The organism is Nocardia aurea (assembly GCF_003123685.1).
In the GTDB taxonomy this organism is placed as follows: Bacteria; Actinomycetota; Actinomycetes; order Mycobacteriales; family Mycobacteriaceae; genus Nocardia; species Nocardia aurea.
In genome coordinates this window covers 53,582-69,836 of record NZ_QCYJ01000107.1, presented here as the reverse complement: position 1 = coordinate 69,836, position 16,255 = coordinate 53,582, and the positions used below count along the sequence as shown (strand labels likewise).

Sequence of the window (16,255 nt, the reverse complement as noted above, 5' to 3'; positions counted from 1 at the left end):
TTAATTAGCTAATATCTTAACCATGACCACTGCGCGCTATGACCTTCCGACTCCCGACGAGACGACCGATGAATACTGGGCCGCGACGCGCGAAGGGCGCCTTCTCATCAAGAGCTGCCGGGACTGCGGCCGGAACCACTCCTACCCGCGACCGTTCTGTCCGTATTGCTGGAGCGACGCGGTCGAATGGGTACAGACCAGCGGCCGAGCCACCCTCTACACCTTCTCGATCGTGCGACAGAACGACCTTCCGCCGTTCCGCGACTGGCTGCCCTACGTCGCGGCCGTGGTCGAACTGGCGGAAGGACCTCGCCTGATGACCAATGTCGTGCACTGCCCGATCGAGGACGTGCATATCGGTATGGCACTGGAAGTCACCGTGCGGGACACGGAAGAGTTCGCGATACCGGTATTCCAGCCGGTGCCCGTCGCGGGACCGGCGAGCCTCGACGACTGACCCACCAATCCCGACCGGTTGCCCTAGCCCTTGTTCGCCGCAGCGTCGTTACCGGCACCGCCGGTAACGACGCTGCGAACCTTCTCCCACCGGCCTTCGGCTGCACGTCGGACCGGGGCGAAATTCCGCCGCAGCGAGTCATCGAGGCTGTCGAGATCCCAGGGCTCGAAGCGGTCTACCTGCCGCACGATCTGCGGGTCGGCGTACAGGCTGACCTCGCTGCCGGACACACCGAGGACGCGACCGGTGCACCAAGCCGACTCCTTGCTGGCCAGATAGGCGACGACGATCGCCACATCCTCCGCCCGGCGGGGCGTGGCGGCACGGGACTCGACGACCGCCTTCGGCGTCATCCGAGTGTCAGCGGACGGCGCTATGGCATTGGCCGTGACGCCGTACTTGCCCAGAGTGTTCGCGGCGACGTAGGTGAGGCCGACGATGCCCATCTTGGCCGAAGCGTAATTGGGCTGACTGGGCATGCCGAACAAACCGGAGGTAGACGCGAAATTGATGATCCTGCGGTGCTCGTTCTCCCCGCCCTGCGCACGCCACAACTCGGCAGCGTGCCTGGTGGTGTTGAACGTGCCCTTCAGATGCACCCGGATCACCGCATCCCACTCGTCCTCGGCCATGTTGAACAGCATCCGGTCCCGGATGATGCCCGCCGTGTTGACCAGGATGTCGAGCTTGCCGAACTTCTCGACCGTCGAGCCGATGAGCCCGGCTGCCTGCGCGAAATCCGCGATGTCACTGCCGTCGGCGATCGCGGTGCCGCCCTTCTCGACGATCTCGCGCACCGTCTCCCCCGCCGGGCTGGAATCGGTACCGGATCCGTCGACTGCCACCCCCAGATCGTTGACTACGACGCTGACCCCCTCGGCCGCCAACACCTTCGCCACTGCGGCACCGATTCCACGGCCCGCGCCGGTCACAATCGCGACCCTGCCATCGAGATCCACCACGTCGTCTACCTCTCATCGAACCAATCGTGTGTGGACAGTATTTTAACCAATCAGCTAATTTGTTTCTAGGCGGGTACGAAACACTAGAGAGACAGAGGTAAGAGATGACCAATCGACGGGTAGCCATCGCGGGTGTGGCACTGTCCGACTGCGGGCGAGTGCCGGACAAGACTCGGCTGCAGTTGATCCAGCAAGCATCTCGGGAGGCGCTGGCCGACGCAGGTCTCGGCCCCGCCGACGTCCAGGGTTTCGGCTCGGTGGGCACCACGCTACCGCCGATCGAGGTCTCCGAATACCTCGGACTGCGGCCCATCTGGTGCGATTCGACCAATGTCGGCGGCGCGGCGTGGGAGGTCATGGCCCAACATGCCGCCGACGCCATCGCCAGGGGCGAGATCGACGTCGCGTTGCTGGCCTACGGCAGCACCGCGCGCTCGGATGTCCGGCGAAAGCGGCGCACCGGCAACATGGCCATCGGTAGCGCGGGCCCGCTACAGTTCGACGCTCCCTACGGGCACACCCTCATCTCCAAGTACGCGATGGCGGCGCGGCGGCACATGCACGAGTTCGGGACGACCGTGGAACAGTTGGCCGAGGTCGCCGTGGCCGCGCGGCAGTGGGCCACGATGAATCCGCTGGCCTTCACCCGCGATCCGTTGACTGTCGACGAGGTGCAATCGGCTCGGATGATGGCCGATCCCTATACCCAATTGCACTGTTGCCTGCGAACCGACGGCGGCGGAGCGGTCGTGTTGGTCGCCGAGGAACTCGCTCGTGACAGCCGCAAGAAGCCGGTCTGGATCCTCGGCGCATCACATGCTCTGTCGCATACCACCATGAGCGAGTGGGAGGATTTCACCGAGTCCCCGTGTGCGGTCTCCGGGCCTGCGGCCTTCGCCCAGGCCGGGGTCACGCCCGAGGACATCGATGTCTGCCAGGTCTACGACTCGTTCACCGGAACGGTGCTCGTCACGCTCGAGGGTCTGGGTTTCTGCAAGAAGGGCGAGGGCGGTCAGTTCGTCGCCGACGGGCGGCTGCGTCCGGGGGGATCGTTCCCGATCAACACCGACGGCGGCGGGCTGTCCGCATGCCATCCGGGGATGCGCGGGATGTTCCTGATGGTCGAGGCCGTCCGCCAATTGCGTGGCGAATGCGACGAGCGGCAGGTACCCGACGCCCGGCTGTGCTGCGTGAACGCGACGGGTGGCTGGTTCAGTTCCGCGGCGACGATGATCCTTGGCACAGACTAGCTGTTCCGACCATGGACATGGCGGTGTGGCGAGCCGACATGACGAAAACCTCCGAATGAGATGTGAGCTGTCCAGCCACGCATTCATCGAATCGGAGGTTTTGGGGTTGATCAACGATAGACAGGTTTCGCTTCATGGATCGAAACGCTGATGCCGGAAGCATGTGTCCGCGGTCGGGAACCACCACGACCGCGGACGCGACGACTCATCCCAGCGCGCTGTACAACACCGACTTCACGTCCTCGTCCGGTCCGCGCAGCACCATGAGATCGACGATGGACGATTCCCACTCCTTCAGATCCTCGATGATCTTCTCCGTAGGACCGACCAGCGCGATGGCTTCGACCATCTCGTCCGGGATGAGCGCGGCCGCGGCGTCCGCACCGTCTTGCGCATAGGTCTTGCTGACCTGCTCGCACAGTTCGGCGTAGCCGAGGCGAACGAAGGTGTCGTAGTAGAAATTTCGGCCCGGCAGGCCCATTTTGGCTATGTAGAAGGCCATTGTGGGGCGCAACGGATCGGCCGCCGCGGTGACCGTGCGCCCGCCGCGGACGTCGATGATCGCCGCGACCTCGAATCCCGGTTTGCCCCCCGGGTGGCCCGCACGCTGGAAACCGATCTCCAATTGTTCGGCGTACCAGTCCGAGGCTTTGGGCGCGAAGAGCCCGGTGACCATGCCGTCGCCGATCTCCGCACTCAACGAGATATTCTTGGGCCCCTGAGCGCCGATCCAGATGGGTACTTCCCGGCGCAGCGGATGCAGATAGGACAGCAGGCCTCGGGCGGTCGAGTCGCGCGCGGGCACCTGGTAGTACTCTCCGTCGTAGTTCAACGGTTCGGTCCTGTCGAGGACTTGACGCACGACATCGACGTACTCGCGGGTGCGCCCCAGTGGCTTGCCGAACGACTGCCCGTACCAGCCTTCCGCGACCTTCGGCCCGGAGACGCCCAGGCCCAGCACGGCGCGACCGGCCGACAGGTGGTCCAGTGTCATCACGGTCATCGCGGTGGCGGTGGGAGTACGGGCGGGCATCGCGGTGATTCCCGTGCCCAGCCTGATCCGGCTGGTCTTCGCCGCCATCCAGGCCAGCGGCGTGAATGCCTCGCCACCATAGGATTCCGAGGTCCAGGCCGAGTCGATGCCCAACTCTTCGCCCTCGTCGGCTACCCAGTGCATGATATCGGCGACGCCGGTGCGCCACCTGGAGATCTGGACTCCGTACTTCATCACAATGCCTTTCTGAAAACTGAGGTTGGGTGGGTGCGTCGCCGATACCGACAGAAGACGCGCAGCGGGTGTGGTCCGCTGTGGTCATCTCCGATCGCTTGTCAGCGCAGCGCCGAAATGACGTCGTCGGCGAAACGGCACGCATTCGCCAGATACGAGTCGCGGTCCGCGCCCTCTGGGCGCACTCCGATCCAGGTGACGCCCAAGTCGGCCAGTGCTCGAAGATAGGACCGGCACCGTCCTGGGTCGTAGTCCGGACCGCCCGGCGCCGGAGTGAGAAGGCCCAGGCAGATGTCCAATGGCTCTCGCCGCCCGATCGCATCGATTTCTTTGTGCGCCAGAGCGATCCGTTCGGAGAGGTCGTCCAGTGTCGACACGACAGCGGTCCGCGGGGCACGCCCGGGCCGCGTCGGGAACGGCGACCAGCCCTGGGCAGACCGCACCGCGCGCCGGATGGCGGCCCGACTGTTGCCGCCCACCCAGATCGGAGGGTGGGGCCGAGTGGCGGGATGCGGAAGCATGGTGTTGCCCCTGGCACGGAAATGTCGGCCTTCGAACGCGACCCCCTCACGTGTCCACGCCAGTTTCATCGCCTCGATACTCTCGTCGAGCAACTCGTTGCGTTCATCGAAATCCACGCCGAGTGCGGCGAACTCCGACTTGAGGTATCCGGCTCCGACACCGAGGATGACCCGTCCACCGGCGAGCACGTCCAGACTCAGCACCGATTTCGCGGCCAGGAAAGGATTGCGGTAGGGCAGCACGTAGATGTTGGTGTGCAGCAGGAGTTCGGTGGTGGCGGCGGCCGCGAAGGACAGCTGGACCAGTGGCTCGAGCGCGTGATGACCGCCTGCCTGTAGCCACCGGTCGTCGGCGAACGGATGGTCCGTGACGAAACAAGCGTCGAAGCCCGCCGATTCGACGGATTTCGCGATGTCGGCGACCGCTGCGGCGGTCAGAAAATCGTCTGCCCGATCGACCCGGTCGTTCGGTAGCGCTATGGAGTACCGCATCTCAGTCGTGCGTCCTGTCGAAGGCGACCGTCGCGTTCCCGGTTGCCAGCATTCGACCGGCAGCCGAATCCTGTGTCCAGATATCGAGATCGACCAAGACTTGTTCGCCCACGGTCCGTACATCCGTAATTCGCCCACCCGCCGCGACGGTCTGTCCCTTGGTGTTCATCGACCGCAGCTGACAGGAGACCGACATGATCCGTCCCCGTCCGTCCAGCCAGTCTCGCATCATGTTGTGTAGATAGGCCCATTGCATATTGCCCATTCCGAACGCACCGGTTCCGCCTGCCGCCCGCCCCGCCTCGTCATCCATGTGGATGCCGACGAACTCGTCGTTGACGGCCGCGTACCGGTTCCAATTGGCCGCGTCGGTGGTACGGACGAAAAGCGGGATCTCCGCGCCGACGTGCAGATCTGCCATGTCGAATCCTCCGGTCAGTATCGGATGAAGGTGAACTGGAAGTTCTTGACGAACTCCCCCCGCTGGTTGGTCCAGACGTCGGCGATCGTGGTGAACAGCATCGGACCGCGCCGCCCGTCGCGTTCGTCGTAGCCTTCCAGTGAACGCACCGAGGTGATAGCCTCTCCCGAGCGGATCGGCACCCCGTACTCCACCGCCATCCCGCCCCGCAGCCGCGTGTCAACCTGCGGTCCGGGGATACCGAGCAGTTCCTCCGGATCACGCAGGACAAGGGGGCGGCCCGGCGGCTGGGCAACCAACCACGCGAACGGGTTGAAATCCTCGGGCGCTACGAGGTCGGCGTCCGGCGCATCCCAGAACCGTCGGGGCGGCATTTCGGGATAGTAGGCAGCCACGGCCCATTTGCGGATGTCCGAGGCCGCGACCGGGTAGGAGACCCGCCGGTCGAGTTCGCGTCCGACAACCTCCCGCATCCGCTCCGTCACGAAACCGGTCGGGGCCGATTGCCGCGATGTGGTGTCGGTCATCGACCCAGCCCCGCGACCGACCCTCGCCCCTGCTCCACCTGTAGTTCCACGGGATGTCTCCTCGCCGAGTCGGCCTTCCGCTGTGACCAGCGCTTCTGTTTCGATATCAGGACTCTAGCAAATTATCGGACCAAATAATTAAATACAGTCACCCAGTTCGGCCGACCGAGCACTCCGCTCACCAATCGCGGGTCACAGGCTCAGAACCCGCGCGTTCGCGCCCGGTCGGCTCTGCCGAACCTCGCTCCGACATGACTCCTTAAATACAATTATTAATCTATTACGCGGCGAGGGTGATTGCGACGAGACGGGAGAAGCCGTGCACGAGCCGCTGCGGATAGCGACGGAAGGAACATGCGACTTGTCATGTCGTTCTTTCGTGCTCCTGCACGACGGAGATGTCGAGGGAGCGTTCGCACTGCGCTATCCCGGGGAACGATCCAGCGGATGTTGCACCGCAAATTCTGGCCGACCATCGGCTGGCCGATACCCCCGGACTCGGATCCCTACCCCGTCATGCCAATGGAAGCCTTCCGGGCTGAACTCCGGGCCCTCGGTGAGGCTTATGACTGCGAGACCCCTCCGCGTCGTCGACGAGGTGATCGCCGCTAGCGACCGAGGTGGTGCTGACAGTCCACAGCCAGGGCCGATACCCCGACGCAGCCCATACGAGATGGACTACTGCTTCATCTTCACCATCCGGGACGCCGAGATCATTCGGGTGATCCAGTACGCCGACACGCACTACGGCTTCGCCAATCGTGAAGGCGGCACCCAGAACATGACGATGGCGGCGGAGCGTCCGGAGCCGGCAGACACTGTCCGGGGCGCGATCGCCGACGGGAGACCGTAGTCCGTGAGTGGCGTGGATGGTTTCCTCGCCGCCGAGCCACCCCCTGGGCCGACGATCCGAGCGGATTCAAATGGCCACTACCGGGGCGAGCAGGCACCCGAGTTCGCTGATGCGCTCGGGAGTGTTGTGCGCGGCCGGAAGCTGGACGATCACCCCGTCGATCCCCTCATCGAGCAGATCTCGTATGTGCCCGGCGACATCGTCGGCCGACCCGATGACGAACCCGATCTGGTCGCAGTGCTCACGCTGCCAGAGCGTCATCAACGCCTCGGCCTCCGATCTGGTCTTCGCCATGACGACAGGTGTGAACATCGTTCGGGTGATCGCCGAGGGGGCACGGCCCACCTCCGCGCAATGGTCGTCGAGCACGGCGTTGAGTTCGGGAACGCGCCTACGGCTCCCGGTGAAGTTGGCGACGTCGGCGTAGCGCGCCACCAGGCGTAGCGTCCGCCGCCCCGTTCCGCCGATCAGCACCGGCGGGCCGCCGCGAGTGATCGGCGCGGGCAGGTTGACGGCTGCGGCGGTGCGCACCCACCTGCCCGCGAAGGTGGTCGGACCACCATCGAACATCGCGATGGCGAGCTGGACGGTTTCCTCGAGAATTTCGAGCCTATCGGCGGGTGGCGGGAAGTCGTAGCCGTAGGCACGGTGCTCGCCCTCGTGACTGCCGGAGCCGATGCCGAAGATGGCGCGACCGCTGGAGATCACGTCGAGACTGGTCACCGTCTTCGCGAGAAGCGCGGGGTTGCGCAGCAGCACGGCACCGACCAGTGCGCCGAGCTTGATGTCACTCGTGCGGGCGGCCAGTCCCGACAACGTTGTATACAGCTCAAGCCAGTGGCCGCCGGGCGCGGCTTTGTCGGACATGAGGTGGTCGCCGGCGAAGAACGAGTCGAAGCCCGCCCGCTCCCCCGCGCGCACGAGGCGAACCAGCCGCTCGAACGCGTTCCACGGCCCGTCACCCCGGTAGTCGGCGATATTCAGTCCGAGCCGGATCACCATCGTGTACCTCCGCAATAATAAAATGACTGTCACATTAGGTCATTGGACGAACGATGCGGAAGACACCGGATCCGGCACGGAATCTCCCGCACGCATCGAAGCGGGGATGGGGCAACCCGCGGTACCACGGCCGATGGTCGCACCGCGAGCGGTGCGACCACACAGCGAACAACGTGGCCGCGAGTGGTTGCCGCCAAGTCTACGATGGCCCTATCGTACATACTGATCAGATAGTTTATTTCTCAGATATGAGGTGAGCCGATCATGACAGCCGATTCGTCGGACAACGACGCATCGACCAGGGGCCGGACCACGGAGATGCGGGTCCGTCGGGTGGATCACGCCGGAGTCGAACTCGTGGTCGCCGAAGTCGGCGAGGGGGGCCCTGCCTTGCTGTTCCTGCACCCGAACGCGGCGGACCACACATTTTTTCGTCCACAAGTAGAGGAGTTCAGCGATCGCCACCGGGTGGTGGCGATCGACCAACGCGGCTACGGCGAGAGCGGTAAGCCCGAAGGTCCGTACACGCCTGCCGCGTTCGCGGAGGATGTCGCCTTCGTCATCGATGAACTCGGCTTGGACCGGCCGGTGGTCCTCGGCTGCAGCATGGGCGGTGCGGTCGCTCTCGAATTGGCCGCCCGCCACCCGCACGCTGTCCGCGGGCTGGTGGTGCTCAATCGGTCGATCGTGAACAACCCCGCGATGGGTTCCACGATCGCCGCGCTCGCGGCCCGATTGCGCGGAGACCAGGGCGAGGCGGCACTTCAAGCGCTGGTCGGCGCGCAGATCGGGGAAATGGACGCACCGGAGTTGCATGCCGAGTACACGCGGATGGCCAAGAGCGTCCCACCATGGGTGCTTGCGGCGACGATGGAAGGTTTCGTCGACTGGGACGGCGAGGCCGCGTTGCGACGCGTCACCGTCCCGACGTTGTTCACGTTCTCGCACATGACGGGGAACTACGCCGAATTGGATCGACTCGTCGAGTTGTCGCCCCATGTGGTGATCGGCCATACGGTCGGCGCGGGTCACTTCGACCACCTGACAGTGCCGGAGCAAGTGAACCCGATGCTCCGCCGGTTCCTCGACATCTATGTCGAGGAACGACGGGCCTGAAACCCTCACCACTTCTCTCGCGTCATCGATTCCGCATCGCGCGAACGGCGACCGTCGCCTCGTCTCGGTTCGAGTCAACGACGACACCCGGGTTGGAGTGCGGCAATCGGCGCCCGAGCGCTATAATTAATCAGCCATTCAATATAGAATTGTTCGAGCAGATGAAAGGTGCAACTGATGCGCATCGTGGTCGATTGGGGCAGGTGTGAGAGCAACGGCATATGCACGGGAATCGCGCCGCACATCTTCGAGCTCGACGACGAGGACATGCTCCAAGTGCTCGCCGACGCTCCCGACCCGGCGGAGCGTCCACTCCTCGAACAGGCCGTAGCGAACTGCCCCAGGCAGGCATTGAGCATCTCCGACTGAGTCGCGGGCCATCGGTTTCCGCTCGGCGGTGCGCCGCTACCGGAGAATATTTATTAATGGAACGTTATATTTTAGCTTTTGCCACAGGAAGGTAGTCGTACATGAGTTTCACTCTGACCGAGGAGCTCGTGGAGCTGCGCCGGACGGTGCGTGGCTTCTTCGAGAAGGTGTCACCCGAGGCCACGGTCCGTCAGCTGATGGAGACCGAGAACGGCTTCGACGTGGGTGTTTGGAAGCAGATGGCCGACCAGTTGGGGTTGCATCAACTGGCGGTACCCGAGGAATTCGGCGGCGCCGGTTACACGTTCGTCGAACTCGGCCTCGTCTTGGAGGAGGCCGGACGGGCGCTGGTGTGCACGCCGTTCTTCTCGACCGTCGTGCTCGCCACGAACGTGGTGCTGTTCTCGGCCGACGAACAGGCGAAGAAGGAAATCCTTCCCGGCCTGGCCGCAGGCGAGAAAACCGCCACTCTGGCATTCACCGAGGAATCGGGCCGGTGGGACGAAGCAGGCATCACCATGCGCGCAACCGACACCGGGTCCGGCTGGACACTGACCGGCGAGAAGACGTTCGTGCTCGACGGGCATACCGCCGACCTGGTGTTCGTAGCCGCCCGAACCGACGTGGGCGTTTCGCTGTTCGTGGTGGACGGGGACACATCGGGCCTGACCCGCTCCCCGATGTCAACTCTCGACCTGACCCGCAAGCAAGCGCACCTGGACTTCGCCGAGGTTCCCGCCCGGCTCATCGGCTCCGAAGGCAGCGGCGGCACCGTGCTGGCCCAGGTACTCGACCTCGCAGCGGTCGCCTTGGCCGCCGAGGCTGTCGGCGGTGCCCAGCGCTGCCTGGACATGGCGGTCGAATACGCCAAAACCCGAGTGCAGTTCGGGCGGCCCATCGGCTCCTTCCAGGCGATCAAGCACAAATGCGCCGACCTGCTGATCGAAGTCGAGTCGGCACGCTCGGCCGCGTACCACGCGCTCTGGGCGGCTGCCGAGGACAGCACACAACTCCCGGTCGCCGCGGCCATGGCCAAATCCTACTGCGCCGAGGCCTTCACCCACGCGGCCACCGAGAACATCCAGATCCACGGTGGCATCGGCTTCACCTGGGAACACCCCGCCCACCTGTACTTCCGTCGCGCCAAGTCGACGGAGCTGATGCTCGGCGACCCCGCCTACCACCGAGAACTTCTCGTCCAGCGCCTCGGCCTGTGACTGGCGATCGGAGAGACATGACTCAGCTGCTCGGATACGGCGCATACCTCCCGTACAACCGGCTGCGGCGCGACGCCATCGGTGCCGCACTCGGTGGGGGTGGCGGCCGCGGACATCGGACAGTCGCCTCCTATGACGAGGACACCACCTCGATGGGTGTCGAGGCCGCGCGAATCGCATTGCGAACCAACCCCGGATCTTCACTCCCGGCACGACTCTATTTCGCCACCGCGACGCCGGCCTACATGGAAAAGACCAACGCGACGGTCATCCACACCGCGCTCGGGCTGGACACCTCGGCGCTGGCGGTGGATATGGCCGGGTCGGTGCGGTCCGGTGTCGGAGCGATGATCGCCGCGATGGAAGCGCCGGAACCGGCGCTGGTCGTCACCTCCGACGTCCGCACCGGCCTGCCGGGCAGCGCAGACGAGCGAGACGGCGGCGACGGCGCCGCCGCACTGTTGTTCGGCGATTCACACGACGGTGCCGCGATAGCCGACGTCCTCGCGGTCGGGTCCGCGACAGGCGAGTTCCTCGAGCGGTGGCGCGATCCGGACGCACCCAACTCGCAGGTGTGGGAGGAACGCTTCGGTGAGCACGCCTACCAACCCCTCGCTCGCGCGGCGTTCGACGACGCGCTCAAACGGGCCGAGATCACTGCGGCTGATATCGATGTGCTGGTCATCGCCGGGCTCCCGGCTCGCGCTGCCCGGCGCTTCGGGTCCGAGTCCGGCGTAAGCAAAGAGGCTATAGCCGACAACCTCGCAGGCAATGTGGGAAACACCGGCACCGCCCATCCCGGCATCATGCTCGCGGATGTTCTCGATCAGGTCGGCCCCGACACCACGATCGCGCTGGTCGTGCTTGCCGACGGCGCGACAACGTTCATCCTGCGCACAACGGCCGCGCTTCCCCTGCACCGCTCGTCGCGTCCGGTACAGGCCCAGTTGGCCGCCGGAAACGACACGCTGCGCTATACCAATTTCTTGACCTGGCGGAATATGTTGCGCCAGGAACCGCCACGTCGGCCGGACCCCGATCGCCCTGCCGCGCCACCATCCCACCGACGCGCCGACTACAAATTCGGCTTCGTCGGCAGCCGGTGCACCGAATGCGACACCGTCCATGTGCCGCCGGGTCGAGTCTGCGCGACATGCCACACGCTAGACCGGATGACACCCCACCCCATGGCCGACGCAGCCGGGCGAATCACCGCCTTCGTCGTGGACCACCTGGTTTTCACCCCGCAACCGCCTGCAGTGCTGGCCGTCGTCGATTTCGTCGGGGGCGGCAGATTCCGTTGCCAACTCGCCGACGTCGACCCGAAAACGGTCTCCGTCGGCGACGCGGTGGAGATGACCTTTCGCAAGATCCTCACCGCGAACGGTGTGCACAACTATTTCTGGAAAGCGCGGCCGGTGCCCACTACAGAGAGCGCGAGGTGACCTCATGGCTTCCCGAGGTATTCGAGACAAGGTAGCGATCGTAGGAATGGGCTGCACCCCCTTCGGCGAACACTGGGACCGTTCCACGGAGGATCTGCTGGTCGACGCCACGGCCGAGACGCTGGCCTCGGCGCGACTGTCGATCGATGAGATCGATGCGTTCTGGCTCGGCACCGCGGGTTCCGGCACGTCCGGCCTGACGCTGAGCCGTGCGCTGCGCAGCCGCAAGCCAGTCACCCGGCTGGAGAACATGTGTGCCACCGGGTCGGAGGCATTGCGCAACGCGTGCTACGCGGTGGCCAGCGGGGCCTATGACACGGCCATGGCCATCGGCGTGGAAAAGCTCAAGGACTCCGGCTTTTCCGGACTCGTGGGCTATCCCCCACCCTCGGATGGAACGCTGCCGGAAACAACCGCACCGGCGAACTTCAGCCTGCTGGCACCCGCCTACGCCCGCAAGTACGGCATCGACGCGGACGAACTGGGCGAGGTGCTGGCCAGGATCGCCGTCAAGAATCACTACAACGGGGCCCGCAACCCGCGTGCCCAGTTCCGCAAGGAGGTCAGCGTCGAGACCGTACGAGCGGCCCCTCGCGTCGCTGGTTCCCTCGGCGTCTTCGACTGCTCGGGGGTCGCCGACGGCGCCGCCGCGGCGATCGTGGTTCCCGCCGAACACGCCCATCGCTATACCGACAGCCCGCTGTATGTGAAGGCGCTGTCCTTGGTCGCCGGACCCGCGACCGGCTATCTCGACAGCGGTTACGACTTCACCTGGTTTCCCGAGGCTGCCCAGAGCGCGCGAGACGCCTACACACAGGCGGGCATCAGCGATCCCTTGGCGGAGCTGGCCCTTGCCGAGGTACACGACTGCTTTACCCCTACCGAGCTGATCCTGATGGAGGACTTCGGTTTCTCCGAACGCGGACAGGCGTGGAAAGACGTGTTGGCCGGCACCTTCGACCTCGACGGTGATCTCCCGGTCAATCCGGACGGCGGGCTGAAGGCGTTCGGTCACCCGATCGGCGCGTCCGGCCTGCGCATGATGTTCGAATGCTGGCTTCAACTGCGCGGCGCCGCGCCTGCGGACCGGACGATCCGGACCGTGGCGCAGGGCCGGACCCTCGCCATGACCCACAATCTCGGCGGCGGACCCGGCGAGGCGGTGTCGTTCGTCGGTATCGTCGGCACCGAGCTCAGCGGCTAGCCCATGAGCAGGACCCACCGGTTCCACCCGGACGAGCTCGACGAATCACAGCAGCAGGTCTACCGAGCCATACTCGGTGGACCTCGGGCGGGCACGGGCGGGGTCTCGTTGACCGACACCGAAGGCCACCTGCAGGGCCCGTTCAACGCGATGCTGCTCAGTCCCGCGCTGGGCGGCGCCCTCCAGGAACTCGGAAGTGCCATTCGCTATCGGAGCACTCTGAGCGCACGGTGCCGGGAACTGGCCATTCTGGCTGTCGCCGCGCACTGGCGGTCCGATTTCGAACAGCGGGCGCACGAATTCATCGGTGCCGCAGCGGGACTCACCCGCACCGAACTCGACGCCTTGCGCAGCAACGGTCCGCTGGTTCTCGCCGACGCGGAGGAGGCCGCGGTGCTCTCGGCAATCCGGACGCTGGTGCGGACGACCAACCTGACCGAGCCCGAGTACCAAGACCTGGTGTCGGTACTCGGGCCCGCGAAGATCTTCGAACTCACCACCCTGGTCGGCTACTACTCGCTACTAGCGCTGCAGATGCGCGTATTCGGCGTGGACACCCCGACCGAATCCCCGTCAGAAGGGTAATTAGTCATGCTCGACTGGAACGGCGCCGAGCCCACTGTGCCTTCGTTACTGCACGCTCGTGCCGAAGCCCTGCCGGACACCGAACTATTGGTCACCCCGACCGAACGACTCACGTACCGCCAGGCCGAACAACGGTCTCGCGACGTCGCCAGGCGGATGCTGTCCGCCTCGATCGGTAAGAACACCCGCGTGGGCATTCTGTTCGCCAACACCCCGGACTGGATCGTCAGTTGGTTGGCCGCGACCCGGATAGGCGCGCTGGCGATTCCGGTCAGCACATACCAGCAAGCTCCAGAACTGCACCGAACTCTCCGGCATGCCGATATCCATCTGCTGGTGACCACTGTGCGTCATCTCAAACACGACTACGCGGACCGGCTGACCGACATCTCCCCGGAACTGGCCGATTCGACAGCCGGAAGATTGTTCCTCCCGGCCTTGCCACATCTGCGCCAGATCTGGTTCTACCAGCGCGATTGCCCGTCCTGGGCCACCCTGGTGGACGACATCGATGTCGACGACAGCATCGATGACACGCTGCTGCAGGAGATCGAGTCCGAGGTGACGCCTTCAGACCCCGCCACCGTCATTTACACATCGGGTTCGACCACGCAACCCAAAGGCGTGATCCACACACATGGCGCCCTGGTCCGGCATTCCGGCCGGGTCGGATCGGCATTGCACGATTTCCAGCCGGGTGACCGCATCTACACGCCCAATCCGTTCTTCTGGATCGGCGGGCTGTCCAGTGTGCTGCTCGCGGCGATGCACGCGGGTGCCACGGTGCTCTGCGAACCGAGGCTGGATCCACCGGAGACGCTGCGGTTCCTGGAACGTGAGCGCGCCACGCTGTACCGAGGACAGGCACACGCCCGATCCGCATTGCGCAACCATCCGACCTTCGCCGACCGCGACCTCACCTCCATACGTGGCTGGGTCCACGACGTATCTCTCGGCATGACCGAAACCTGCGGCGGCCACTCCGCGGCCAGTCTGCGCGAGGGCCGATCGTGGTCCCAAGGGTCGTTCGGAACACCGCTTCCCGGAATCGAGCACCGCATCGTCGAGGTCGGCGGGCACATGCCCGTGCCAGACGGCGAGCCGGGTGAGATTTGTGTCAGGGGCGAAGATCTGTTCGTCGGAATGGTGAAGCGGGAACGGTCCGAGGTCATCGATGCCGACGGCTGGTACCACACCGGCGACTACGGCCGCTTCCGCGACGGTGAGCTGTTCTTCTCCGGCAGGATTGTGGACACCATCAAGGCCAGCGGTATGAACGTGACTCCGCGCGAAGTGGAGATCGCCATCGAATCCTGTGACGGCGTTCTCCAGGCCGTCGTGGTCGGGATAGAGCATATCGACCGGGGCCAGGATGTGGCAGCCGCCGTCGTGCCGAAGCCGGGTACCGATATCGACCCGGAAGATATCCTGCGACAACTACGGAAACACCTGTCCTCGTACAAAATCCCTCGACATCTGTCCGTTCGCCGTGACGGAATTCCTGTCCTGCCGAACGGCAAGATCGACCGCAAGACACTCAACCGCTTGCTTCGGGAAGAATCGATGGCTTCCGGCGAATAAACGCGTTGTACGCCTGCGGCCGATACCGCAGGCGTACAACGTGTTATTCATGAGCTGGAGCCGATCAGCTGAGCTGAAGCCGATCAGCTGATTTCATTTGGTGACCGTCTCGACCTCGATATCGAACGTCGTTGTCAGGAAGGACGAGTACTTCTCCAGCCCGCGGGCCTTCAATTCCTCTGGGTCCGAGTGCCGTGTGGTACCGACCTCGAGACTACTCTGGGAATTTTCTCCGGGATCGTTGTCCCCCAGGTAGGGGTCGCCCTTGAAGTACATCTGCGTCATGTACTCGCCACCGGGCAGATCGCCGTGCCGGAGCTTCATATGCACATGAGCTGGTCGGAAATGGGCCTTACCCAGGCCATTCCAGATATCCAGAATTAGCTGTGGTATTCCCGGTGTCATATACGGAACGGGCTTGATCGTTCGGAGTTCGTAACGGCCCTCGGGGTCGGTCCGGAACTTACCGCGCAGGTTCCAGGCCGGTGAATCGTCCATGCCGAAATTCGAGTAGATGCCCGTGTCCGCGCACTGCCAGATATCGAATTCGGCGCACGCCAGCGGTGTCCCGTCACGCATCGAGCGCACCTGACCGCTGATGATCAGCGGAGTTCCCTGCTCGTCGTCCCGCTGAGGCAGCACGTAGGATCCGTCGGCCTCGGGTGTCAATACCGGCGCACCCGGGACGTACAACGGACCTTCCGGCTGAGAAGTCGTACCCGGCCATTCGTCCTCGTACGACGCATCGACCATCTTCGCCAACCAGATGTCGAACCACCCGTGGACGCCCTTGAATTCCTGGAGCAGCATCATGACCTGCCGGAATTTCTCGTACTCATCGTAGGTGATCTTCTTGTCGCGGAAGACTCCCGAGACTGCGTCGACCAGCGCGTTCTTTACTTCGATCAGCCGCGGACTGAGCAATGCGGGATCTGGAACGAACGGTGCGTCTGGATCATCTGGACGAAACTTGAACGCCGGCTCGGTTGTAGACATTCGGCGCCTCCCTTTCACATAATCAAATA

Annotated in this window: 17 protein-coding genes; 10 read left to right on the top strand and 7 right to left on the bottom strand. The window is 64.5% G+C overall.

Going from position 1 to position 16,255, the window contains the following annotated elements; all coding sequences use genetic code 11:
* Nucleotides 1–22: 22 nt before the first annotated feature.
* Entirely contained in the window at nucleotides 23–457 is a 435-nt protein-coding gene (locus tag DAT37_RS25850; protein WP_109527475.1) for a Zn-ribbon domain-containing OB-fold protein, read from the top strand.
* A gap of 23 nt (nucleotides 458–480) precedes the next feature.
* On the opposite strand, the gene DAT37_RS25845 is transcribed toward DAT37_RS25850, so the two are convergent.
* Nucleotides 481–1,419, bottom strand: coding sequence for an SDR family NAD(P)-dependent oxidoreductase (locus DAT37_RS25845; protein ID WP_109527474.1), 939 nt, complete (start codon nucleotides 1,417–1,419; stop codon nucleotides 481–483).
* 104 nt (nucleotides 1,420–1,523) lie between these two features.
* Here DAT37_RS25845 and DAT37_RS25840 point away from each other — a divergent pair, with 104 nt between their 5' ends.
* Nucleotides 1,524–2,669, top strand: coding sequence for an acetyl-CoA acetyltransferase (locus tag DAT37_RS25840; protein WP_109527473.1), 1,146 nt, complete (start codon nucleotides 1,524–1,526; stop codon nucleotides 2,667–2,669).
* Between the two features lie 205 nt (nucleotides 2,670–2,874).
* Here DAT37_RS25840 and DAT37_RS25835 read toward each other — a convergent pair whose 3' ends face one another.
* The 4 genes from DAT37_RS25835 to DAT37_RS25820 all read right to left on the bottom strand — a co-directional run bounded on the left by DAT37_RS25835 (nucleotide 2,875) and on the right by DAT37_RS25820 (nucleotide 5,858).
* On the bottom strand, nucleotides 2,875–3,897 hold the full coding sequence (locus DAT37_RS25835; RefSeq protein ID WP_109527472.1) for an LLM class F420-dependent oxidoreductase: 1,023 nt from the start codon (nucleotides 3,895–3,897) through the stop codon (nucleotides 2,875–2,877).
* 101 nt (nucleotides 3,898–3,998) lie between these two features.
* Complete coding sequence (locus tag DAT37_RS25830) at nucleotides 3,999–4,910, bottom strand: LLM class F420-dependent oxidoreductase (RefSeq protein ID WP_109527471.1); 912 nt, start codon at nucleotides 4,908–4,910, stop codon at nucleotides 3,999–4,001.
* A 1-nt stretch (nucleotide 4,911) separates the two neighbouring features.
* A complete protein-coding gene (locus DAT37_RS25825; RefSeq protein ID WP_232839994.1) occupies nucleotides 4,912–5,331 on the bottom strand; it encodes a hotdog family protein in 420 nt (139 codons plus the stop codon).
* A 14-nt stretch (nucleotides 5,332–5,345) separates the two neighbouring features.
* Nucleotides 5,346–5,858, bottom strand: coding sequence for an FAS1-like dehydratase domain-containing protein (locus DAT37_RS25820; RefSeq protein WP_232839993.1), 513 nt, complete (start codon nucleotides 5,856–5,858; stop codon nucleotides 5,346–5,348).
* 673 nt (nucleotides 5,859–6,531) lie between these two features.
* On the opposite strand from DAT37_RS25820, the gene DAT37_RS25815 reads away from it, so the two are divergent.
* A complete protein-coding gene (locus DAT37_RS25815) occupies nucleotides 6,532–6,711 on the top strand; it encodes a hypothetical protein (RefSeq protein ID WP_109527469.1) in 180 nt (59 codons plus the stop codon).
* Nucleotides 6,712–6,777: 66 nt separating this feature from the next.
* On the opposite strand, the gene DAT37_RS25810 is transcribed toward DAT37_RS25815, so the two are convergent.
* Complete coding sequence (locus DAT37_RS25810; RefSeq protein ID WP_157978697.1) at nucleotides 6,778–7,713, bottom strand: LLM class flavin-dependent oxidoreductase; 936 nt, start codon at nucleotides 7,711–7,713, stop codon at nucleotides 6,778–6,780.
* A 264-nt stretch (nucleotides 7,714–7,977) separates the two neighbouring features.
* On the opposite strand from DAT37_RS25810, the gene DAT37_RS25805 reads away from it, so the two are divergent.
* The 7 genes from DAT37_RS25805 (at nucleotide 7,978) to DAT37_RS25775 (ending at nucleotide 15,230) form a co-directional block, all read left to right on the top strand.
* Nucleotides 7,978–8,829, top strand: a complete 852-nt coding sequence (locus DAT37_RS25805) for an alpha/beta fold hydrolase (RefSeq protein WP_109527467.1) — start codon at nucleotides 7,978–7,980, stop codon at nucleotides 8,827–8,829.
* Between the two features lie 177 nt (nucleotides 8,830–9,006).
* On the top strand, nucleotides 9,007–9,198 hold the full coding sequence (locus DAT37_RS25800) for a ferredoxin (protein WP_109527506.1): 192 nt from the start codon (nucleotides 9,007–9,009) through the stop codon (nucleotides 9,196–9,198).
* 101 nt (nucleotides 9,199–9,299) lie between these two features.
* Nucleotides 9,300–10,415, top strand: coding sequence for an acyl-CoA dehydrogenase family protein (locus DAT37_RS25795; RefSeq protein WP_109527466.1), 1,116 nt, complete (start codon nucleotides 9,300–9,302; stop codon nucleotides 10,413–10,415).
* A gap of 17 nt (nucleotides 10,416–10,432) precedes the next feature.
* On the top strand, nucleotides 10,433–11,860 hold the full coding sequence (locus tag DAT37_RS25790) for an OB-fold domain-containing protein (RefSeq protein WP_109527465.1): 1,428 nt from the start codon (nucleotides 10,433–10,435) through the stop codon (nucleotides 11,858–11,860).
* 4 nt (nucleotides 11,861–11,864) lie between these two features.
* Nucleotides 11,865–13,064: an acetyl-CoA acetyltransferase gene (locus tag DAT37_RS25785; protein ID WP_109527464.1), complete on the top strand. Its 1,200-nt coding sequence runs from the start codon at nucleotides 11,865–11,867 to the stop codon at nucleotides 13,062–13,064.
* Between the two features lie 3 nt (nucleotides 13,065–13,067).
* Nucleotides 13,068–13,649: a carboxymuconolactone decarboxylase family protein gene (locus tag DAT37_RS25780; protein ID WP_109527463.1), complete on the top strand. Its 582-nt coding sequence runs from the start codon at nucleotides 13,068–13,070 to the stop codon at nucleotides 13,647–13,649.
* Between the two features lie 6 nt (nucleotides 13,650–13,655).
* On the top strand, nucleotides 13,656–15,230 hold the full coding sequence (locus DAT37_RS25775) for a class I adenylate-forming enzyme family protein (RefSeq protein WP_109527462.1): 1,575 nt from the start codon (nucleotides 13,656–13,658) through the stop codon (nucleotides 15,228–15,230).
* 93 nt (nucleotides 15,231–15,323) lie between these two features.
* On the opposite strand, the gene DAT37_RS25770 is transcribed toward DAT37_RS25775, so the two are convergent.
* Nucleotides 15,324–16,226, bottom strand: coding sequence for a dioxygenase family protein (locus tag DAT37_RS25770; RefSeq protein ID WP_109527461.1), 903 nt, complete (start codon nucleotides 16,224–16,226; stop codon nucleotides 15,324–15,326).
* Nucleotides 16,227–16,255 lie beyond the last annotated feature (29 nt).